The sequence below is a fragment of the Corynebacterium riegelii genome (assembly GCF_016728505.1).
GTDB lineage: Bacteria > Actinomycetota > Actinomycetes > Mycobacteriales > Mycobacteriaceae > Corynebacterium > Corynebacterium riegelii.
In genome coordinates this window covers 1,900,456-1,921,516 of sequence record NZ_CP068159.1, presented here as the reverse complement: position 1 = coordinate 1,921,516, position 21,061 = coordinate 1,900,456, and the positions used below count along the sequence as shown (strand labels likewise).

Annotated in this window: 22 protein-coding genes and 1 tRNA gene; 5 read left to right on the top strand and 18 right to left on the bottom strand. The window is 61.3% G+C overall.

Annotation, left to right across the window (positions count from 1 at the left end; translation table 11 throughout):
* Nucleotides 1-10: 10 nt before the first annotated feature.
* Nucleotides 11-1,342, top strand: coding sequence for a vWA domain-containing protein (locus I6I71_RS09075; protein WP_201820564.1), 1,332 nt, complete (start codon nucleotides 11-13; stop codon nucleotides 1,340-1,342).
* An 8-nt stretch (nucleotides 1,343-1,350) separates the two neighbouring features.
* Here the strand turns inward: I6I71_RS09075 and I6I71_RS09070 are convergent, their stop codons facing one another.
* From I6I71_RS09070 to secA2, 5 genes are all read right to left on the bottom strand, one after another.
* Nucleotides 1,351-1,923 carry a MerR family transcriptional regulator gene (locus tag I6I71_RS09070; protein WP_052204372.1) on the bottom strand — a complete coding sequence of 191 codons (573 nt, stop codon included), beginning with the start codon at nucleotides 1,921-1,923 and terminating at the stop codon, nucleotides 1,351-1,353.
* Nucleotides 1,924-2,022: 99 nt separating this feature from the next.
* The gene (locus I6I71_RS09065) at nucleotides 2,023-2,565 is read right to left on the bottom strand and encodes a bifunctional nuclease domain-containing protein (RefSeq protein ID WP_052204375.1); all 543 of its coding nucleotides are present in this window, start codon (nucleotides 2,563-2,565) and stop codon (nucleotides 2,023-2,025) included.
* Complete coding sequence (ftsR, locus tag I6I71_RS09060; RefSeq protein WP_414017435.1) at nucleotides 2,565-3,305, bottom strand: transcriptional regulator FtsR; 741 nt, start codon at nucleotides 3,303-3,305, stop codon at nucleotides 2,565-2,567. Before ftsR ends, I6I71_RS09065 begins: the two co-directional genes overlap by 1 nt.
* A gap of 81 nt (nucleotides 3,306-3,386) precedes the next feature.
* Complete coding sequence (odhI, locus tag I6I71_RS09055; protein ID WP_052204378.1) at nucleotides 3,387-3,818, bottom strand: oxoglutarate dehydrogenase inhibitor Odhl; 432 nt, start codon at nucleotides 3,816-3,818, stop codon at nucleotides 3,387-3,389.
* 48 nt (nucleotides 3,819-3,866) lie between these two features.
* Nucleotides 3,867-6,158: an accessory Sec system translocase SecA2 gene (gene secA2, locus I6I71_RS09050; RefSeq protein ID WP_070494983.1), complete on the bottom strand. Its 2,292-nt coding sequence runs from the start codon at nucleotides 6,156-6,158 to the stop codon at nucleotides 3,867-3,869.
* A gap of 84 nt (nucleotides 6,159-6,242) precedes the next feature.
* Here secA2 and I6I71_RS09045 point away from each other — a divergent pair, with 84 nt between their 5' ends.
* The 3 genes from I6I71_RS09045 (at nucleotide 6,243) to I6I71_RS09035 (ending at nucleotide 7,990) form a co-directional block, all read left to right on the top strand.
* On the top strand, nucleotides 6,243-7,460 hold the full coding sequence (locus tag I6I71_RS09045; protein WP_083278987.1) for a bifunctional alpha/beta hydrolase/OsmC family protein: 1,218 nt from the start codon (nucleotides 6,243-6,245) through the stop codon (nucleotides 7,458-7,460).
* A 12-nt stretch (nucleotides 7,461-7,472) separates the two neighbouring features.
* Nucleotides 7,473-7,877: a YchJ family protein gene (locus tag I6I71_RS09040; RefSeq protein ID WP_052204386.1), complete on the top strand. Its 405-nt coding sequence runs from the start codon at nucleotides 7,473-7,475 to the stop codon at nucleotides 7,875-7,877.
* Between the two features lie 39 nt (nucleotides 7,878-7,916).
* Nucleotides 7,917-7,990: transfer RNA gene (locus tag I6I71_RS09035), tRNA-Pro, on the top strand.
* 50 nt (nucleotides 7,991-8,040) lie between these two features.
* Here the strand turns inward: I6I71_RS09035 and I6I71_RS09030 are convergent.
* Nucleotides 8,041-8,844 carry a CE1 family esterase gene (locus tag I6I71_RS09030; RefSeq protein ID WP_201820561.1) on the bottom strand — a complete coding sequence of 268 codons (804 nt, stop codon included), beginning with the start codon at nucleotides 8,842-8,844 and terminating at the stop codon, nucleotides 8,041-8,043.
* 167 nt (nucleotides 8,845-9,011) lie between these two features.
* Entirely contained in the window at nucleotides 9,012-9,887 is an 876-nt protein-coding gene (locus I6I71_RS09025; protein ID WP_201820559.1) for a CE1 family esterase, read from the bottom strand.
* A 34-nt stretch (nucleotides 9,888-9,921) separates the two neighbouring features.
* Here I6I71_RS09025 and I6I71_RS09020 point away from each other — a divergent pair, with 34 nt between their 5' ends.
* Entirely contained in the window at nucleotides 9,922-10,692 is a 771-nt protein-coding gene (locus I6I71_RS09020; RefSeq protein ID WP_201820557.1) for a class I SAM-dependent methyltransferase, read from the top strand.
* Nucleotides 10,693-10,698: 6 nt separating this feature from the next.
* Here I6I71_RS09020 and der read toward each other — a convergent pair whose 3' ends face one another.
* The 11 genes from der to steA form a co-directional block, all read right to left on the bottom strand.
* Nucleotides 10,699-12,327: a ribosome biogenesis GTPase Der gene (der, locus tag I6I71_RS09015; RefSeq protein WP_201820555.1), complete on the bottom strand. Its 1,629-nt coding sequence runs from the start codon at nucleotides 12,325-12,327 to the stop codon at nucleotides 10,699-10,701.
* On the bottom strand, nucleotides 12,324-13,031 hold the full coding sequence (gene cmk, locus I6I71_RS09010) for a (d)CMP kinase (RefSeq protein ID WP_201820553.1): 708 nt from the start codon (nucleotides 13,029-13,031) through the stop codon (nucleotides 12,324-12,326). Before cmk ends, der begins: the two co-directional genes overlap by 4 nt.
* A gap of 10 nt (nucleotides 13,032-13,041) precedes the next feature.
* The gene (locus I6I71_RS09005; RefSeq protein WP_070494989.1) at nucleotides 13,042-13,944 is read right to left on the bottom strand and encodes a pseudouridine synthase; all 903 of its coding nucleotides are present in this window, start codon (nucleotides 13,942-13,944) and stop codon (nucleotides 13,042-13,044) included.
* A 57-nt stretch (nucleotides 13,945-14,001) separates the two neighbouring features.
* The gene (scpB, locus tag I6I71_RS09000) at nucleotides 14,002-14,541 is read right to left on the bottom strand and encodes an SMC-Scp complex subunit ScpB (RefSeq protein WP_201823602.1); all 540 of its coding nucleotides are present in this window, start codon (nucleotides 14,539-14,541) and stop codon (nucleotides 14,002-14,004) included.
* A 35-nt stretch (nucleotides 14,542-14,576) separates the two neighbouring features.
* Nucleotides 14,577-15,401 carry a segregation and condensation protein A gene (locus I6I71_RS08995; protein WP_070494990.1) on the bottom strand — a complete coding sequence of 275 codons (825 nt, stop codon included), beginning with the start codon at nucleotides 15,399-15,401 and terminating at the stop codon, nucleotides 14,577-14,579.
* 1 nt (nucleotide 15,402) lies between these two features.
* A complete protein-coding gene (locus tag I6I71_RS08990) occupies nucleotides 15,403-16,290 on the bottom strand; it encodes a ParA family protein (protein ID WP_070494991.1) in 888 nt (295 codons plus the stop codon).
* Between the two features lie 92 nt (nucleotides 16,291-16,382).
* Nucleotides 16,383-17,429, bottom strand: coding sequence for a hypothetical protein (locus I6I71_RS08985; protein WP_236587291.1), 1,047 nt, complete (start codon nucleotides 17,427-17,429; stop codon nucleotides 16,383-16,385).
* Nucleotides 17,430-17,446: 17 nt separating this feature from the next.
* A complete protein-coding gene (gene xerD / locus I6I71_RS08980; protein ID WP_052204408.1) occupies nucleotides 17,447-18,355 on the bottom strand; it encodes a site-specific tyrosine recombinase XerD in 909 nt (302 codons plus the stop codon).
* Nucleotides 18,355-19,014, bottom strand: coding sequence for an NUDIX domain-containing protein (locus tag I6I71_RS08975; RefSeq protein WP_052204410.1), 660 nt, complete (start codon nucleotides 19,012-19,014; stop codon nucleotides 18,355-18,357). The genes xerD and I6I71_RS08975 overlap by 1 nt, the downstream gene beginning before the upstream one ends.
* A 3-nt stretch (nucleotides 19,015-19,017) precedes the next feature.
* A complete protein-coding gene (locus tag I6I71_RS08970) occupies nucleotides 19,018-19,842 on the bottom strand; it encodes a copper transporter (protein ID WP_201820551.1) in 825 nt (274 codons plus the stop codon).
* A 15-nt stretch (nucleotides 19,843-19,857) separates the two neighbouring features.
* Nucleotides 19,858-21,027 carry a putative cytokinetic ring protein SteA gene (steA, locus tag I6I71_RS08965; protein WP_201820549.1) on the bottom strand — a complete coding sequence of 390 codons (1,170 nt, stop codon included), beginning with the start codon at nucleotides 21,025-21,027 and terminating at the stop codon, nucleotides 19,858-19,860.
* Nucleotides 21,028-21,061: the final 34 nt, after the last annotated feature.

The following is a 21,061-nucleotide window of genomic DNA, read 5'->3' as shown; positions in this document are numbered from 1 at the left end:
ATTGGCCCCTATGGGTCGGCATTCCAACGGTAAGAACAACTACTCTCTTTCGGGCGGGGCGATCGCGGCGCTGTGCGCGGTGTTGGCCCTCACTGGCGGTGTGGTGTGGTCTGTGAGCCAGCGCGGTGACGAAAGCGAGACGACTGCGCAGGAGAAACCCTGTGTGCTTGGTGAGCTCGCGTTGCCGGTAGCCACAAGCAATGAGCAGATCGCCCAGGAGCTCATCGGCGCCTACGCGGCATCAAAGCCGGTGGTGCGTGAGCACTGCATCTTGCCGGTGATTACGGACAAGATTGCGGACGCTGCGGTGTACCTCGCCCCAGCAACGTCCATTACGCAGGAGGAGTTGAGTCGCGCGCAGCGTTCTTCGGCGGTTGCGGAGCCGGCCGTTGTGTATGTGGACCAGGTTGGTGTTGCGGGCAAGGGTGAGGTTTCGTTGAACAATGTCCGCTTCCCCACCAACACTCCGGAGGCGAATGCGGTTGTGGCTTTCCTGCTTGCGGACGGCCCCGCGCAAGCCGTCCATGCACTTACCGAGCAAGCCGTCGATGGTGAGGCACCTGCTGATGGGTTGACGGTGGCATCCGCAAGCCAGAAGGCGGAAGACTTCCAGGCGCTCGACGGTGCCGTGGAGTATGCCGCGATCCCGCTGAACAGTACTAACACGGTGGATGAGAACCAGGCGCGTGCAGGCCAGGATTTCGCACGTTTCGCCGCCGAGCGCGTGTCGGCTGCTGAGGTTTCGCAGCCGCTGATCCCGGAAACCGTGTGGGCGGCGGCGTTGCCGGATGGTGGCGCGGCACTGACTAGTGAGGGCCGAAACACCCTGTTTGTCCTGGATACTTCGGACGCAATGACACCGTTTATGGCCCAGGCTCAGGAGGCGGTCGGTCAGGCGGCACGTGACGTCCAGGCTGACGGCCACGAGGTAGCGCTATGGAACTACTCCTCCCCGTTAAGCCCCGGGGTGATGCAGGGCTACCGCCATAACGTTGATATGACGCCAGACGCTGAGTACATCGCTGATGTTGTGGGCAGGTTGGGCACGGCTGGTGTGCCGCAGACCCGCGAGGCGGTCAGTGCCGCGGTGGCCGAGATGTCGCAGCGTGAGGAACCCGTACGTGTCGTGTTGATCACCACCGGCACCGCCGACGCCAACGGCGCCCCGGCAGCCGACGAGGCGTTTGTAAACCAGATCCGTCAGCTCGCTGGTGACAAGGTTGAGGTCATTGGCGTGCACGTCGGTACGCAGGAGCCCGATGCGGCGGTCAAGGAGGTCGCCAGCACGTGGATTGAAGCAGAAAACCTCCCGCAGGCAGTGCGGGAGGCAGCGGGAGCGTAAACGAGCGTCTAAGAGGTCTTGCGCTGGCGGCGTGCCGCCAGTTCATCGATGCCGACGACGTTGTCCGGCTCAGCGTCCTCAACAACACGCTCGGACGGGAACGCGGAGATAGTACCGGTCAGATCCTTCATGATCTGCGGCACGGCGATGCCAAACACGCCCTGGCCGCCGTTGAGCAGGTCGATGATTTCTTCGTTGCTGCGGCACTCGTAGACCGTCGCACCATCAGACACCAGGGTGATCTCGGCGATGTCGTTCACACCGCGGTCACGCAGCTTGTCCACCGCCAGGCGGATGTTCTGCAGCGAGATACCGGTATCCAGCAGGCCCTTGACAATCTTGAGCACCAGGATGTCCTTGAAGGAGTACAGACGCTGGGAGCCGGATCCCTTCGCACCGCGGATGGACGGGCGCACCAGGTTGGTGCGTGCCCAGTAGTCAAGCTGGCGGTAGGTAATGCCCGCAACTTGGCATGCGATTGGCACGCGGTAGCCAACTTCATCGGACGGGCCGATGTCGAAGAGGGACTCCTGGACCGAAGCTTCGGCGAAGTCGGCGGTTTCAACGTCGTTCGTGCTCATGTAATTACTCCCATGGTGTTTGCCATAAGGCCTCGTGCTAATTAAATGTCAGCCTAGGCTTAACGTCAAGTGTCACATGCGCAACACGCCGCACAAGTCTCAAGAAGAACTTGAGGGTTGGTCCCCCTCGTTACCCCCGTCTCCCCCATCGAGACCGAGCTCGCGCATAAACTCCTCAAACTCGCCCTCGATCTCCGCCTGGTCAAGTTCGTCTTCCAAATCCAGGTCGAACAGTTCCTTCGCTGTCGCCGGATTCAAATGCATGGACGCCTGCTGCAGCACTGATTCATCAACAAAAATCTGCGTATCCGAAGCCACGGCGAGCAGTAACGCGTCGGAGGTGCGCATGTCGATCGTCGTGCCGTCTGCAAGCGAAAGCTCCGAGATGAACACACCCTGGTAATAGCTGGTCACCGCAATGGTGTTGATGCCTGTGGTGGCGCGGGTGATTAACTCCGTCATGGCGTCATGCACACTCGGACGGCGGCGCGCCTCCCCCTCGATGGCGGCGGCAAGTGCCGCGCCGTCTGCGAGCGAGAGCCACACTGGAACGTAGCGCTGCTCTTCTTCCCACTCCAACAACGCGCAGAGGAACTCTTCGGGGCCAATTGCGTAGACCCCGACAAGGTTGACGGCAATCACTAGCGCGCCCGCTGCTGGCGCAGCTCCGCCTGCACCAAGGATGAGCTAAGCGTGGCCATGACCGCTGCCATCTGGTGCGCCATCTCCTCAGCCTCCTGCGAGCCGGAGGCCTTACCGGACTTCGCAAGCGGCTCAGTGACCTGGTGAATCAGGTCCGCCTGACGGGAGGCAGCCGTACGCAAGGTCTTCAGGTGGCGAACGTCCAGCCCGTAGCCGTCGAGTGTGAGCGCTGCGGTGACAATGCGTACGTCGTCTTCACCAAACAGGCCGGCTGCACTTGGCGCAATGAGGCCCGCGCGGATCAGCTCGTCCACAAATTCTTGGGGGGCGGAGGCTTTGGTGGCCACATCAACGTCGCTAAACAGGTTGGGCCCCGAAGAACGCAATGTCGGTGCCGGTTCAGCCTCAGCAACAGCCGCAACCGGAGCCACCGAACCCGCATCCATCGCTTCGAGCTGCTCACGGATCACCTTCAGCGGCAGGTAGTTATCACGCTGGGTGATCAGGATGAAGCGAAGACGCTCCACGTCCTCATCTGTGAAACGGCGGTAGCCGGAGGCCGTACGCTGCGGGGTAATCAGCCCTTCGGACTCAAGGAAACGAATCTTGGACACCGTAACGTCCGGAAACTCCGTGCGCAGGCGTTCTAGCACGACGCCAATGGACATCGTCTTCGCAGTCTTCGCAGCCTTAGCAGTCCCAGCGCGGGTCTGCGGGGAGGTCTTCGGGATGGCGCTCACTGGATGCTCAATCTTTCCTCGAGGTTGAAGGTTGGTCTGAAAAAATTTCGCCCCTGCGCACCAGAGGCGAAGCGTGTGGTCTTAGCTCTCGCTGACGATAAACACCAGGCGGAACTTACCAATCTGAATCTCATCACCGTTGGACAAGGATTCAGAGTTACGCGGCTCACGGTTGACATAGGTGCCGTTGAGCGAGCCCACATCCACTACCTCATAACCGTCCTCCGTGCGGCGGAACTCCGCGTGACGGCGAGAAACCGTCACATCATCAAGAAAGATGTCCGCCTCAGGGTGGCGGCCAGCAGTGGTGCAATCCTGGTCCAGCAGGAAGCGCGCACCCGCGTTCGGGCCACGCTTGACCACGAGAAGTGCAGCACCCTCTGGCAGATTCTCGGCGCCGGGAGCGGAGTCCGGAGCAGGTGCTGCACCGTTCTCCATTTCCTTCAGCAGGTCTGCGCGGAAAACCGAGGTCGTCTCAACCTGGGCCTGCGGGGTTGCAGTGTTCTCGCTCATTGGAGCCTCCAAAAAATCGGAAGTAAGAAAAATAAGTCGCGGTTTATCTTAGCGGAAGATGTTGCCAATGCCGGAGATAACCGAATTTCCGGACCCAGCCAGGGGGTTATCAGACACCATGTAGGTCCACGTAGAGCTTGGACGCTTCCACCCGGCATCCGCCAAGTGTGCTCCTTCTTCATCAATAGTCACGGATCCGAACGTCTCCACAGCCTTATCAACCGCGCGGTTGGCAAGGTCCTTGAATTCGCGAACGGCAATGCGGTGATACTCATCAATCGGGGTTTCGCGGGCAATGGCGCGAAGGTGGATGGATTCACGTACGTCATCCATCAGCGCGAGGTGCTCCGACCACTCATGATCCAGGTGGAACAGCATGATGTCGCGTGCTGCTTGCTCCTTGGTATCCGCCGGAAGGTGCTCCAGTTCCGCGGCGCGTTGCGGGTTGCGCTCAGACAGTTCCCGCCAGGCCGTGTCGGTGTCCAGAAGCGCCGCGCGACGCTCATCCAAGATGTCACGGTGATCCGCCAGGAGCTTGTTGTACTTCCAGGTCTGCGAGTGGATTTCCAAAAGCTGGCCCTCGGTCACACGCTGGCAGTGCTCAATGAACTGCTGGATGCGGCCGGATTCGATGCGGCCGTCTTCCGCGGGGTGCGCAGTGACCTGCTCGTCGGCGCCGCCGACGTTCACAATGTCGTCTTCAAGCGAGACGAAAAACAGACTCAAGCCTGGATCCCCTTGTCGGCCAGCGCGGCCGCGCAGCTGGTTATCTAGGCGGGCCGTGCGGTGTCGTGCAGTGCCAATAACTGCCAAGCCGCCAAGCCGCGCCACCTCGTCGTGGTCGCGCTCATCTGCTCCGCCGAGGCGAATATCGGTACCACGGCCAGCCATCTGCGTGGACACAGTCACACGCCCCGTATCACCGGCTTCAGCAATGATGCGCGCCTCTTCAGCGTCGTTTTTCGCGTTCAACACGTTGACAGCGATGCCGCGCGCCTCAAGAGCCTCGGCGAGTTCCTCGGACTCCGCAACGTCGTGCGTACCAACCAGCACCGGCTGGCCGGTTTCGTGGATGTGCGCGATCTCTTCCACGATTGCCGCGTTCTTTTCCGCCATGGTGGCGTAGATGCGATCCGCCTCATCAAAACGCGCAAGCTCGTTTGCCCGGTCGATCACGGACACGTGCAACCCGTAGAAGGAACGCAGCTGGTCAGTGGCCTCAACTGCGGTACCAGTCATGCCGCACACCACCGGGTAGCGGCGCATCAGCGCCTGCAAGGTAATCGAGTCCAGAATGCGGCCTCCCTCGGACACATCCAGGCCTTCCTTGGATTCCACCGCCGCCTGCAGGCCGTCGGGCCAGCGCTGCAGCTCGGCGACGCGGCCACGCGAAGCATCCACAAGCGCCACCTTGCCATCAGCAACGATGTAGTGGACGTCTCGGATCAGAAGCGCCTTTGCGTGCAGCGCCAGGTTCACCCGTACCAGGGTGGTGCCAATGTGCTCATCCGAATACAGCGAGTCAATGCCCAGGAGCTTTTCCACCTTGGCCGCGCCCTCGTCGGTCAAAAACACGTTGCGGCCATCAGAGTCGATGGTGTAGTCCTTCTCCTCCTCCAGCTGCGACACTGCGGCTGTGATCTGGCCGGTCGCCTGCTTGGTGCCCTCAGAGCCAGCGAGGACTAATGGCACCAGCGCTTCATCCACAAGCACGGAGTCCGCTTCATCCACCAGCGCTACATCGGCATCCAGCTGCACCGTTTGGGAGCGGTGCGTGATCTGGTTGTCCCGCAGGTGGTCGAAGCCAATCTCAGTGACAGGCGCGTAAATCACATCACACGCGTACGCCGCCACGCGCTCTGCACGCGTCGAGGATTCCGTCACTGGCGCGACCGTCAGTCCGAAAAACTCCACCAGCGGACGCATCCACTCAGCATCACGGCCCGCCAGATAATTATTCACGGTGATTACATGCACCCGCTTGCCGGTCAGCGCGTAGCCCGTCGCCGCCATAGCCCCCACCAGCGTCTTGCCCTCACCGGTAGCCATCTGGATCACATCGCCCTCAAGCAGACGCAGCACAGCTTGGTTCTGCACCTCAAACGGCGTCATGCCCAGCGTGCGCTGAGAGGCCACTGACAGGCCCGCCAAAAACCGGGCTTTATCAGCAATCTCGCCGCCCGCTACGGTGGAGCGCACGGTGGAGGCCAACGCAGCGTCGTCAAGCAGGGAAAGCTCCTCGATCAACCCTTGAGCCGCAGCGACAACCCCCTTGGACTTCTTGTTGTTGCGCTCGGAGGTAGACCCCATGGCCTTCCAGAACCAATCAAATGCGCCCATGTGGAAATGCGTCCTTCCTTTCAGTGTTCTGCCCATGGTAAGTCCACCCGACACCAAACCTGCAACGTGCTTTACTGTGTACCCATGCAGTCATTGAACGTCACCGTGCCATCCTCAACCGGTACGCCGCTGGCAGCCACCATCGACCGGCCCGATGCCCCTGCGCAGGCATACGCGATTTTTGCCCACTGCTTCGCAGGTTCACGCCACACCCCCGGAGCGTCACGCATCTCTAAACGCTTGACGGAACACGGCATTGCCACGCTGCGTTTTGATTTCCCGGGCCTCGGCCAGTCCGGCGGTGAGTTCAAAGACACCAGTTTCAGCCAAAACGTCGACGACATTGTGGCTGTGGCGCAATGGATGGAAGAGAACTTCACCGCCCCGCAGCTGATCATGGGCCACTCCCTGGGTGGTGCGGCGACTCTGAAGGCAGCAACCCGCCCGGAGTTGAAGCACATGATCAAGGCCGTGGCCACCGTCGGTGCACCCTTTGACCCGGCGCACTCCGTGCTCCACTACGCAGACAAGATCGGTGAAGCCGACGCGAACGGCTCCGTACCCGTCATCCTGGGCGGGCGCGAGCTGATCATCTCTCGCGAGTTTCTGGAGGACCTCGCGGTAACCAACCCAGAGGCCTACCTGCCGCTGCTACGGAAGCCGCTCTTGTTAGTCCACTCCCCGATTGACGTGACTGTGGGCATTGACAACGCGCAAACTATCTTCCGTCTCACCCGCTACCCCAAGTCCCTGATGGCCCTGGACAAGGCGGACCACCTGTTGACCCGCCAGGGCACCGCGCAGCGCGCCGCCGACATCATCGGCTCCTGGGCTAAGCAGTACATCGTGCCCGAGTTCACGCCGGAGGAAACGGGTGACTCCAACGCGATCTCCTATACCGCCCGCGGCACCAAATACGGCGACGTGGTACGCACCTCCGGCCGTGCGATCACCACGGACCGCGCCAAAAATTCCGGTGGTAAGGGCCAAGGCGTAACGTCTACCGGCCTGTACATGTCCGCACTTGCTGTCAGCTGCTCCCAGGCCATCCGGGAGGCAGCCAAGGGCATGCAGCTTGACGACGTCCGAGTGGAAATCACCCACAACGGCACCGGCGGATTTACCCGCGAAATCACCCTCTACGGTGACCTGACGGACGACCAGGCTGAGACCTTGCGTGCCGCAGGTGCCGCGTCCACCGTGGACGGCTACGTGGCCAAGAATCAGCTGGAGACCGTGGTGCGCAAGGCCACCGTTGCAGAGCGCCGCGCCCAGGCCAAAGCGGCCAAGGCCATCAAGTAGGGGACGCTTATCGTGCTAAACCCCAACCAGTCGTGCCCCTGCCGCTCGAATCTGCGCTACGCCGACTGCTGTGGACGCTACCACGCAGGCGAGACAACCCCGGCGACTGCGGAGGCGCTCATGCGCTCGCGCTACAGCGCCTTCGTTGTCGGCGACGAAGCCTATATCCGCAGCACCTGGGCCGAGGAAACACTGCCCGCTGACCTCAGCATCAACCCCGATGGCGAGCCCTACACCAACCTGGAGATCCTTGGAACCAGCGGCGGCGGCCCCTTTGACAAGGACGGCGCCGTTACGTTTGCAGCCACCCACGCAAGCGGCATCCAATGCGAATACTCCACGTTTGAACGCCGCGCCGGGCGCTGGGTGTACGTGCGCGGCCTGCCCGCCCCACCTGCCGGTTTCATTCCACGATGACAGTGCTGTAATCTTTCGGTGTTGCCCTTTTGGCAACATCGGGCTGTGGCGCAGTTTGGTAGCGCACCACACTGGGGGTGTGGGGGTCGCAGGTTCAAATCCTGTCAGTCCGACAAAGCAAACAAAAACCCCGGCGTGAGCTGGGGTTTTCGTGTTTTTGACTCTAGCGCAGGCCGACTCCGAAGAAGTGCAGAATCTGGCGCGTGGCAAACCCGATGGACACCGTAGCCGAGGTGTCTTTGATGGACCCCGGCCACACGTGCGGCCCACCCTCAATGCGGTAGTGCGTGACAGCGGCGTCACACCCGGTCCAGCGGTACTCCTCAATGGTTGGCGAGACGGCGCTGATGGCCGGTTCAGCGTCGCAGCGGCTGCGGCGTGCGGCGTCCTCCATCAGCTCCGCGCTCGACCCGTAGACAGTGCTGTGGCGCTCTCCCCCCGCGTAATTGATCACCGCATCATGCGTGCCGTGGAAATCCACGTGCTTCATCGGAATCGCGGAGCACCCCGCAGACACCTTCTCATAGAACGCGCCGGCCACCGTTGCCACCGCGGTAAACGCCTGGGGGCGTTGGCAACCCACATACGCGGCGAACCCACCGCCGTTGGATAGACCCGCGGCAAACACACGCGCGCGGTCCACAGCGAATTCATTGATCAGTTGGTCATACACCGCGTCCACGTACGCCAAGTCCTGCTCGCCAGTAGTCACCGCATACGGTGCTGGCGCCCAGGCTTTGTCAATGCCTTCCATGTACACCACGATCGCGTCGGCTGAATCCAGCCCTGAGTATTCGCGGATGGTCTCAGCGCTCTCTTTATACCCGTGGAACACGAAGATCACGGGAAGTCTGGAGCGCTCATGCGCACCCGGGGGCAGCGACATGATGTAGTTGCGCTCAAATCCAGCCGCCGTCACCGAGCGAGTACCCGCGCTTGCCGGACTCCACGGCTGCGCCACTTCCATAGGGTCGGTGGTTTCGACTTTGGTGAGGGTGGGTGGGGTGTGCGTTGGATCGTCGTGAAGCAGGGGCGAACATGCACTAATACCCGCCGCGAGCATCAAGGCCATCGCGGCGGCTGCAACTCTTTTTGCCCCGCACACGGGTGGAAAGCGTAGCGCACTACCTCCCGCTACCCCTGCTTGGGGATATCAAAGAAGTCGAGCACCTCATCAGTCACGTCTATCGGCTCATCATGGATCCACTTATGCCCCATGCCCTTCACCTCGTGATAGGACACGTTTGTTGAGCCGCTGCGCAGCAAAAACGCGTCGCGCACATCACGGATATCCAACACCACATCACCCGGACCGTCTTTGCAGCCCTTCACATTGGTGGGCCGGTTGTACCCCTCCAGCGGGACCTGCTGGTCCTTATCCCCGTGGATGATGCGCAGCGGCACGGGCAGGCCAGTGCGAAGTTCCGACTCGGAGTTGCGCACCGCTGCCGAGACAATCACCGCACCGGCAAACGGCTTCGGACGCTGCGCGATAACCGATGCGACAAAGCCGCCGCCGTTAGAAAACCCGGTCAGGTAAATACGCTCGGGATCAATATTGAACTCTTTATCCATCTTCGCCAGCAGCGCATCAACCAGCGCAAAATCCTGCTGCGACGTGGTCACAGCGTAGGGGGCAGGAGACCAGGCTTGTTTGAACTTGTCGTCGCACACATCCTTCTTGGCTAGCCCGTCCGGGGCGACCACGATGGCGTCCGCATGCCCAAGGCCACTGTTTTCTAGAAAGTTTTTCGCGGTGTCAGTCTTGCCGTGGAATGCCAGGATAAGCGGCAGCTCGCGGTCTTTGGCATCCTTCGGGGCGGAGACCCAGTAGGTGCGCTTCTCACCACCGGCCTTGATGCGGCGCTCTTTCCGCTCCATGGAGTCCGGCACCGGAACCTTGGTAGAGGTTGTGGTTGTACTGGCTGCCAGCACCTCTGCGTTGCTCGATCCGCTGATCAGGCCCACCGACAGCGCAAGCGCCGCCGTGATTCGCACCGCCTTATTCATAACTTCCAAGGCTACACGGCTAGATTGGCCACCTATGGTCAACCCCAGCTCCAGGCAGGGCCCAGCATTCAAAAACGACGCCGCCCGAGCATTCACCGCCGGCGCGTTTTCCACTGGTGCTTCGCTGTATCACGCTGCTCGGCCCTCCTACCCCGCCGAGGTCCGCTCGCTTGTGCACGGCGGGGAGCTTCTCGACATCGGCGCTGGCACAGGCAAACTCACAGAGCTTTTGCTTGCCGACGCCCACCGCGTCACCACCCTCGAACCCTCCCCAGACATGGCGCGGGTTTTGGCGGGTCGTCTTGCCGGTGTTGCCGTGGTCCGTGGCACCGCCGAGGCGCTGCCCTTTGCAGATGCCCAGTTTTCCACGATCACGTGCGCACAAACGTGGCACTGGCTCGACATCGACGCCGCCAGCCGTGAGGCGGCACGCGTAGGTACGTCGGATGCGCGCTTGGTGTTGGTGTGGAACACCCTCGATGTCACCCACCCCTGGGTGCTGCGTTACTCCCGCATCAGCCACTCGGGAGACGTCCACCGCGAAGGGTTCTACCCTACCGTTGGTAACCAGTGGCTACTTGCAGATGAGCTGCGCACCAAGTGGATTCAGCCCACCACGCCAGAAGAGCTGGTCTCACTCATGCGCACCCGCTCCTACTGGCTGCGGGCCAGCGACACCACCCGGGCCAAGGTAGAGGCGAACCTTCACTGGTACCTCTACGAGCGTTTGGGGTTCAGCCCCGGCCAGGTGCTGCCGCTTCCCTATCGCACTGACGCCTTTGCTTATGAGCGCCTTTGCTTATGAGCGGCGCTAGCGTTTCCTCTGGTTGCGCTCACGCACACGGACCGCGATCCTGATTGGCGTGCCGTGGTAGCCGAAGCGCTCACGGAACTTGCGCTCCAGGTAGCGGCGGTACGACGCATCCAAAAATCCCGTCGTGAACAGGATGATTGTCGGCGGACGTGTAGCCGCCATGGTGGAGAACAACAGCTTCGGCAGACGGTTGTTCTTCATCGGCGGTGGGTTGGCCGCAATCGCCTCACGAAGCCACGTATTCAGATGACCTGTGGAGATGCGCTTGTCCCAGTTCTCCAGGGCCTCCGTCATGGCGTCTTCAAGACGGTGCAAACCACGACCCGTGTCTGCGGAGATGTTGATCTTGGTCACCCAGCTGAGGTGGCCAATCTGCTCTTCGAACTCGCGGTCAAAGTAGTAGCGGCGATCCTCATCCATGAGGTCCCACTTGTTAAAGCAGATCACCATCGCCTTGCCGGCTTCCAGCACCATGGAGATCACGCGCTGGTCCTGCTCAGAGATCTCCTGGGAGGCGTCGATAACCACCACACACACCTCGGCAGCATCGATGGTGCCGCGGGTGCGTAGCGAGGCGTAGTACTCGTGCCCCTGGGCGTTTTTCACCTTCTTGCGAAGACCTGCGGTGTCGATGAACTTCCACAAGTTCTTATCCAGCTGAATGAGCTCATCCACCGGGTCCACCGTGGTACCCGAGGCGTTGTCCACCACCGAACGGTCCGACTTGCTCAGCTTGTTCAGCAGGCTGGATTTGCCCACGTTCGGGCGTCCAACAATGGCCACGCGACGCGGGCCATCCGTAATGGAGTTCGCCGCACGCGGCACCTCTGGGAACACGCGCAGGATCTCATCGAGCACGTCCGCACCACCGCGGCCGTGGAGTGCAGATACCGGCCACGGGTCTCCAAGACCCAGCCCATAGAATTCTGCGACGTCGCCCCACTGCGATTCAGACTCAAACTTATTGGCCACCAAGATGACGGGCACCTCGGAGCGCTGCAGGTTTCTGGCCATCACCGCATCCGTTTCCGTAATGCCGGTGTGGGAATCCACCACCATGACAATGACGTCCGCGGTCTCCATCGCGGCCTCAGACTGGCGCGCGATTGCCGCGTGAATACCCTTGGCGTCCGGGTCCCAGCCGCCGGTGTCTTGCACCCAGAAACGGCGCCCGCCCCAATCAGCAAGGTAGCTCACCCTATCACGGGTCACGCCAGGATGGTCCTCCACCACAGCCTCCCTGCGGCCAATGAACCTATTGACCAGCGAGGACTTACCAACGTTAGGGCGGCCCACAATGGCAACCGTCGGCAGCGCCTCTTCCACCATGTCGGGCCGTGCAATGCCGTAGGCGCGCTCAATTTCGGCCCACTCTTCGTCGGTGTACTCAGCGTCCTCATCGGCGTCTTCATCCCGACCCTCTAGGCCGGTGTCGCCGTAGTCAGCCTCGCCGAAGTCTGAATCGTCAAAGTCAGAGTCATCAAAGTCTTCATAACCCTCGTAGAACTCAGCGTCATCAGCGGTGACGTAGTGCTCCTCCACCTCGTCGTAGCCGGAGGCGTCAATGCCAGGCTGGTAGAACTGCGTCTCTGGCATCTGCTCGTGGTCACGGTTGTGATCACTCATCGGGCACTCCTTTCAATCAACTGAATCAAGGTTTCCAACACTTCATCGAGCGTCATCGCCGAGGTGTCAATAATCTCAGCGTCTTCGGCAGGCCTCAGCGGGCTGGTGGCGCGTGAAGAGTCCAGCTCGTCACGACGCTGCACATCCGCCAACACCGTGTCAAAGTCCGCCTCTCGGCCGGCTGCCACATCTTGGTCGTAGCGACGCTTCGCGCGGACCTGCGCAGACGCCGTCAGGTAGGCCTTCGCCGGGGCGTCCACAAGCACGACAGTGCCAATGTCACGGCCCTCAACAATCGCGCGATGTGCATCACGAGCAAGCTTGCGCTGCAGCGCCACAAGGTTCTCACGCACCTGCGGAATCGCAGACACCGCTGAGACGTTGCGAGTGACCTCGGGGCCGCGGATCTCACCAGAGACGTCTTCACCGCCAAGCAGTACCTCGGTGGAATCAGGGTCATCCGACACCGTTAGCGGCAGATCTGCTGTTGCCGCAATCACGGCATCCGTATCCTGCGGGTCCACGCCCGCGCGCAGCACAGCCAGCGTTGCTACGCGGTACATCGCACCCGTGTCCACGTATTTCGCGTCCAGGCGCTTCGCCAACGCACGACAGGTAGTGGACTTACCGGTACCTGAAGGCCCGTCAACAGCCAGAATCAAGCCACCGTCAGCGGCATTCGAAAGCAACGAAGAATCATCCATAACGCTCCCCTTACATCTCCACCGCGTTGTACAACGAGGTCAGCTCAGCAGCGTTCAGCGCGCGCATCGACCCAGGCTTCATATCGCCCAGCTGCACCGTGTGCACCTTCGTACGCACCAGACGCTGCACCGGAAAGCCTGCGGCCTTCAACATGCGGCGCACAATGTGCTTGCGGCCCTCATGCAGCTCAAGACGAATCAACGACTGCCCGTTGTGCACATCGACGATTTGGGCGTAGTCGGCCTTCGCGAGGCCGTCGTCAAGCATGATGCCCTCTTTGAGCTCCTTGACAAGCGCCGGTTTTGCCTCACCCAGCACGGTGGCCAAATACGTTTTGGACACCTCGTACTTCGGGTGGGTCAGACGGTTCGCCAGCTCACCGTCATTGGTAAGCAGCAGCAAGCCCTCCGTATCCGCATCCAAGCGGCCCACGTGGAACAGGCGCTGACCAGAGGCAGTGCGCTCCGACAGGTACGAGCCCACAGACGTGCGGTCCAGCTCATCCTTCATGGTGGTGTGCACGCCACGCGGCTTGTTAAACGCGAAGTACTCAAGCTTCTCGTTAACATTGATGCGGGTGCCATCAACCCGGATCACATCACGATCCGGATCCACACGCATACCCTGCACAGTGACGCGCTTGCCATTGACGCTGACGCGCCCCTGGGCAATCATCACCTCCGCATGCCTGCGTGAGGCCACACCCGCCTGAGCGAGCACCTTCTGCAGGCGCACACCTTCAGTGTTTTGCTTGCGGGTTTTAGTTTCTTCATCATCCCACCAGTTGTCCTCCAACGGGTGAGGTTCCGGACGTTGTACGTGTTGTTTCTTAGCCGGCTTTGCGTAGGAGATATAGAACGTTTCGTTCTTATCCCTCTCCGGTGTGCCGTCTCGGCGAGCGGTTCGAGTCATGCGGCCCACCCTACCAGCGTTTTGCCGTTATTTACCTATCTAAAGGCTGCTGGGTGGCTACCAGGCGTCTTCAATCGCGTCCACATCCGGCAAAAGCGGCGCCAACTCCGGCAGCTGGGACAGTGACTCAATGCCCAAAAGCTCCAGAAACAGCTCAGTGGTGACGTAGCGGTGCGCACCCGTGGAATCGTCCGGCTCCACTTCTGCAAGCAAACCACGCAGGGTGAGCGTGCGCATGACACCGTCGACGTTGACGCCACGCACCCCGGAAACTTGGGCACGCGTCACCGGCTGCCGGTACGCCACCACCGCAAGGGTCTCAAGGGCCGCGCGGCTCAGCTTGGTCTGCGCGCCGTCCAGCACGAATGACTCCACCGCGTCAGCATTCTCCGCGCGGGTGTACAAGCGCCACCCGGCCTCAGTCCTGCGAAGATCTATGCCGCTGCCGCGGGAAGTGAGTTCCTCCGACCACTGCGCAAGCACCTCTTCAATGTCCGCTTCGCTTGCGGCCAAGGCATCCGCGATGTCGGCGGCGGCTACAGGTGTGTCCACCACCAGCAGGATCGACTCAATCTGGCTACGCAGCTGTGAGACCATCTCCATAGTTATCGCTTCACTCCTTGGGTTGTGTCTTAGGTCCAGTTTCCGGCGGCGACGACGGCTGGGTCCACCTCAATGCCGGTCCACGACACATCAAGCGGGCCAAGGGCAACCTCCTGCTGTGTTTCCACTGCGCGCGCCTTATACAGCTCAAGCAGGGCAAGAAACCGCCCGACAACCTCCATGGAACGCGTGCAATCCCGCGTTAGTGCGGCAAAGGACAGCCAAGTCTGCGCTCCCGCAAGCTTGAGCGTGTCCAGAATCTTGCCGGCCTGCTGCGGCACGGACACCGCAACCTCATGAAGGTGATCAGTGCGCACCTCCTCCGGTGGCTTAGGCCGAAATACGCTGGCCGCAAGCTGCGCAAAGCTATCAGGCGTATGACCAAGCTCAACCGGTGGCAAAAGCTCGGCGAAACGCTCCTCCATAGCCACCGCACGCGGGTAGCTACGTTGCGCCGTTGCCTGCCAGGCCCGGAATTGCTCAGCCACCTGCTGGTAGGCGCGGTACTGCAACAAGCGAGCAAAAAGCAGGTCGCGCGATTCCAAAAGCTCTAGGTCTTCGATCTCGTCGGCCTCACCGCGCGGCAGAAGGCGTGCAGCCTTCAGGTCCAACAAGGTGGCAGCGATAACAAGAAACTCCGTGACCTCATCGAGCTCCGCCGTCTGCCCAAGGGCGCGGGTATAGGCGATGAACTCATCCGTCACCTCCGCCAACGCCACCTCGGTCACGTCAAGCTTCTTGGAGTGAATCAGGTTCAGCAGGAGGTCAAAGGGCCCCTCAAAATTGTTCAGGACCAAGGTGAAGCCGGTGATCTCCGGCTGCTCACCAACCTGGTGCTGCGCGCCTACGCTCACGCTAGTTCCGCTCAGTGCGTTCCATAACCTCGAGCGCCAAGCTGCGGTACTGCTCCGCACCCTGGGAGCTTGGTGCCCACGTGGTGATCGGCTCACCTGCAACAGAGGTCTCCGGGAAGCGGACAGTGCGGGTAATCACCGTGTCAAAAACACGATCCCCGAAGACTTCAACCACACGCTCAATGACCTCGCGCGCGTGCGTGGTGCGGCGATCAAACATGGTCACCAAAATGCCCACAATGTCCAGGTCGAAGTTGATGCGGTCGCGCACCTTCTCTACTGTGTCCGTCAACAGCGCCAAGCCGCGAAGGGAGTAGTACTCACCTTCCATCGGGATGATTACGCCGTGGGACGCTGCAAGCGCGTTGACTGTAAGCAGGCCCAGTGAAGGACCGCAGTCAATGAAGATGTAGTCATACTCATTGCGCACCGGGCGCAGCGCACGCGCCAGTGTGTGCTCACGACCCACCTCATTGACCAGCTGGATTTCTGCAGCTGAAAGGTCAATGTTTGCCGGCACAAGATCTAGTCCGGAGACCTTCGAGTGCTGGATTGCCGCGTGAATGCTGGCGGTATTGTCAAAAAGCAGGTCATACACCGTAATCTGGTCATCTTCGTGCGCAATACCCAGGCCCGCGGACAGCGCACCCTGCGGATCCAAATCAACCAGCAGCACCTTGCGCCCCTGCTCTACCAGCGCAGCACCAAGGTTGATGGTGGAAGTGGTTTTGCCCACGCCACCTTTCTGGTTGACCATCGAGATAATCTTTGCGGGACCGTGGCGGTCAAGCTCTTTCGGCGCCGCAAACTCGCGGTAGGGCCGTCCGGTCAAGAACGTCTTGCGTTCTTCAGCTTCGAACAACGCGCCGTCTGCCGGTTTCTCCGCCATCGCAGGTCCTTCCTCTATCCCGCCTGTGCACTTGACGCCACCATCTTACAACGATGGCATTTATCTTGGGTGGCCTCTCGCCCGCCCAGTATTTAGGCGCGCCCCGTCCCGCGACGACGCAGCACCGTAAACACCAGCGCAAGCAGCACCAACAGGCCCACGCCGCCGACAATCAAGGGCACCGGAATGCCGCCGCCTGCCCCTGAGTCATTGCCAGAGCCTTGACTTTCCTTAGCTACGTCCGCATACGGATTCGTCGACTGCTCCGCCGCATCTTCGCCTTCGCTTGCCGACGCCTCTGCCTGCTCCACTGGCGCATTCTTCGCGGTAATCACCGCTATGAACTCAGCCACCGAGTCATCCCGAACCACTTCCATGATGAAAGGATTGTCTGGGGTTTCGCTCTCCGGATAGGTCAGCGTCAGCGTCCGCTTGGCAATATCCACATCACGCTTCACTCCCTGGATTACCCGACCGTTGACGTCCAGATAGCGCAGCTTCGCCCCCTCACGATCCGTGCGGGCGTACTTTGCCAAGTCAGCAGCGCGGGTCAGCGGCACGGTGACCACAAGCGTGTTGCCGTGGATCTCACCATCGAAATAGAACGTCTTCGCCGCCGTGGTGTCCACGGGTGCTGCTGCCTCGCGCGGCGGGTGCGTCACCTTGGCGCCGCCTTGCTGCTGTGCGTCGGCGTCTGAGCCCGTGTCAGAGCCCGCGCCTGCGTTGCCGCCATCCTCTTCCGGTTTGGACGTTTCTGCTTGCTCTGCTTCCCCGTCCGGCGCCACATCTGGGGACTCGCTACCACCGACCGCAACAAGGGTGATCGTTGCAGAGTAACCAAGCGCACTTGCCGGCACGTTGGCGGTTGCACCCGGCGTATTCGGTGCCTGCACAGTCACGGTCGTGCCGCTAGAGCTGACCACCCAGCCATCAGCGGAATAGTTCACATCGACAGGCACGCCAACGTCTACAGTCGTCGACTCCCCCGCCGCCACACTTACCTGGGATGGCAGCATCTCTTTGATCTGCGCTGGATCCAGTCCCCCAGGCAGCTGCGCTAACGCAACCGGACCAGTGGCAATGGGAAGGCAAAGCGTCAGCGTGGCAACGCACGCTCCTACCGCAACGTTTCGCATCATCGGGCTAACGTTACCGCCTATGCACGCGGATGCGCACCTGCCCAGACTTCTCGTAGGTTATCCGCAGTGATATGCGTGTAAATCTGCGTCGTTGTCACAGATGCGTGTCCCAGCAACTCCTGCACGGTTCGCACATCGGCGCCTCCTTCAAGCAGGTGCGTGGCAAAGGAGTGCCTCAACGTGTGCGGGGAAATGTCTTTGTCAATGCCTGCGCGTGATGCGGCGTCTTTAATAATTGTCCACGCGCTTTGGCGCGACAGTGCGTTGCCACGTGCGTTGAGAAACAGTGCGTGCGACTTACCTGTCGCCAGCATCGGGCGCGCACGCACAAGATACGACTCAATTGCCGCCTGCGCATGCGAACCTAGGGCCACAACGCGCTGCTTATTGCCCTTGCCCGTCACAACCAGCACACCGCGTGCATCAGCAACGTCATCCACGTTCAGCGCCAACACCTCGCTCACGCGCGCGCCAGTGGCATACAGCGTTTCCAACAGCGCCTTGTCACGCAGACCTAACGCGTTGTCCTCAGAACAGGACTCAATCAGCCGCGCGACTTCGTCCACGCTCAGCGTGTCTGGAAGCTTCTCTGCGGCCTGCGGCGGCGCCACCTCAGCCGCAGCATCACCGGCCAGCAGGCCTTCTGACACACCGAACTTGTGCAGACCACGCGCAACCACGAGTGCCCGAGCCGCCGAGGACGCCGCCAGCGGTTTCACCGTCTCACTTCCGCGGCGCAAATCCGCCACGTACGCCTCAAGATGGCCAGCAGTCACATCGTTCAGGTCAGCAATACCGGCGTTATCCAGCCAGGCAACGTAGCGCTTCATGTCACGGTCATAATTGCTCACCGTGTTTTCAGACAGCCCACGCTCCACCACCAAGTGGACGTGCCAATCTCGGGCAAGTTGTGCAGGGGAAACCACTAGCGCGGGATTTTCTTCATGTCGGGGGTGATGCCTTCGGCGTGGCGTCGATAAGCAAGAGAGCTCGGGCGCAACTCAAAGGCAACCGAAGTCTCACGAGGCTGCGCGCGCCCCGCAACGACCTCACTAGCGGATAAAATGCCGGAAACCGCAATCGAGTTCACAATCTCGCCACGCATTACCATCGCGCGAGCCTCATCCAGCGGCACCCACGCAAACCCCATGTCAGCTTCCTCATCGTGCGCCTCCGGACGCTCCACCTCACGCAAGTCACGCGCCAAAAACACTCGCACGGCCTCCTCCGCAAAGCCCGGCGAGGTCACCAGATCAACCAGCAGCGCCCAAGAATCAGCAGCCAACCCCGCCTCTTCCTGCAGCTCACGTTTCGCCGTGGCCAACTCGTCTTCCTGGTAGAAGTCCAAAAGCCCTGCGGGCAGCTCCCACAGGCGACGCTTAACGCTGTGACGGTACTGCTCCACCATCGCCACCCGGCCCTGGGCATCCAACGCAACGACAGCAACCGCACCGAAATGCTCCACAATCTCACGATGCGCCGTCGTGCCACCAGGCATAGTCACGCGGTCGCGCCGCAGCGCAATAATCGGCGCGTCATGCAACAGCTGGGAGTCAACTACCTCAAACTCGTGCGATTGAGACACGGCCTACTCCTCTGCAGGGTCTTCCGCAAGCAACAACGCCGACTGGACACGTCCAGCCTCCGTGTCCACGTTGCCCTGCAGGCTCACCCCGTCCAACTCCGGAGCAGCACCTTGCGTTGCGACGACAGTGCGCGCGCCCGCCGACAACGCCCGAGCAAAGTCCGCGACCAGCTGTGCGGCGAAGCCCTCACCGTCAAACTCATCGGCAGCCACGACAACAATGGCGTCAGCTGCAGCGACCTCGCCGCGGGTCTCAATGAACCCGGCCTGGGTCAGCGCTTCGAGTACCAGTGCGCGGTCCTCATCACTCGCCGCAGTCAACGTCGCCGCCAGCGACTCACCAGCGTGCGTGCCCGGGCCCAAGTTATCCACGCTCAGCGTCGCACCGGCCGGCAGCGTATTAGCAATGACACTGCTCAGCTCATCAGCGGCATCGCGCTCGAAGAACTTCTCGGTCAAACGGATGCCACCCGAGTTTGACGCACCCGCGGCGTTTGCCATCCAGCGCACGCCGGCAGCGTCCTCCTCAGAAGCCGAAGCCGTCCGGATCAACGTGACCGCTACGCCGTCCAAGGCGCCGGACACGATGGCGTCGCCATGCTGCGCAAGCAACGTGTTCGCCTCATCAACTTGTCCGTTGGCGCGGGCCAGCTCACCGCTATCAGACGCTGCATCCCCCTGCCCAGCCTCCGACGCTGTGACGGAACCGGTGCCCAACGATCCTTCCAACGCCGGTGCGATCAGCAGTGTGCCAAGTGCCACGCCTGCCGCAATCCCCCAACCAATACCGGCCGCAACTAGACCGGTGCCACGAGTTGCCTGTCCCATGTTGTCTCTCAGCTCCTAGTTAAACCAGCTCTGGAACTCCAGCGCGATGCGGTTCCACGTATCCACCAAGTTCGTTGTAAACGTCTCCGAGCCGCCCAGGCCCACGATCAACACCACGGTGGCGGCGGCCACCAAAAGCCCCAAGATCGCCCAGGCCCAAGCGACACCCCCGCCGCCGGTGTTCGTGTCGTAGAGGTGCTCAATCACCGTCGAATCTACAAGCTTGCGCCCCGCCTTCAGCCGCGTCAGCAGTGCCGCCGGCTCAGCGGTTGCCGCATCCGCGAAAATGCTGTCCAACTCCACCGGCTGCCCAACCGTAATCACCATCTCGGCGTCATGGAACACCGCCAGCAAAATGGCCAAATCCGTCGGCGAGTCAGTCGCCGCCGGGAACGTCATCGCGCCCACACCCAGGTCCTGGATACGCTCAAGGCCAGGGGCGAAACCGTCGGTCTCTGCGGGCAGGATCACCTTGGCGTCCCCGCGCAGTGCCTCGTTGGAAATATCGGTCGGGTCACCCACGATGAAGTCCATGTCATAACCCAGCTTGGTCAGTGTATCCGCGGCTGCACCCACGCCAATGATCACGGGCGTGTACTCACGGATGAAAAACTTCAGCCCATCGAGTCGCTCGCGCAGGTCCTCAGACTGGCTGACCACAAGCACTTTGCGCTCTGCCATGGTGTCGCCGAGTTCGGGTGAGCCCACACCGTCGATAAGCAAGGGCGCCTCGGAGTGGATGAACTGGATGGTGTTGCCAAAGTAGGCCTCCATGTTGTCCACCAGCGCTTGCTGCGCGTCCGCAAAGGTGGCGTCCACGTCCTCACGGCTGACGGCACTGGCCTGGCCAATGAGCTTCTTACCCATCATGACCTCGCCGGTCGGACTCACAGAAGCCTTCTTGCCGTCCTTCACCACCCCACGCATGGAAGAACCAGCCGCCTCATACAGCGGAATGCCAGCATCCAGCAGCACGTGCGGGCCGTAGTTCGGAATAAGCCCCGTGGTAAACCGCGCGACGTTGACCACCGCCGCAGGTTTCGCCGCCACCAACAGCTCCGCGAATCGACGCGTCATATCCGGCGCGTCCACAAACGCAATATCGCCTTCGCTGAGGCGGCCAATGCCTTTGCCCTGCGCAGTGCAGTCGCGCAAGGTGCCGTTGATGGAAGTAGAGACAGTCATACGCGCTATTGTGCACGGTGACCTGCCTGTTTTA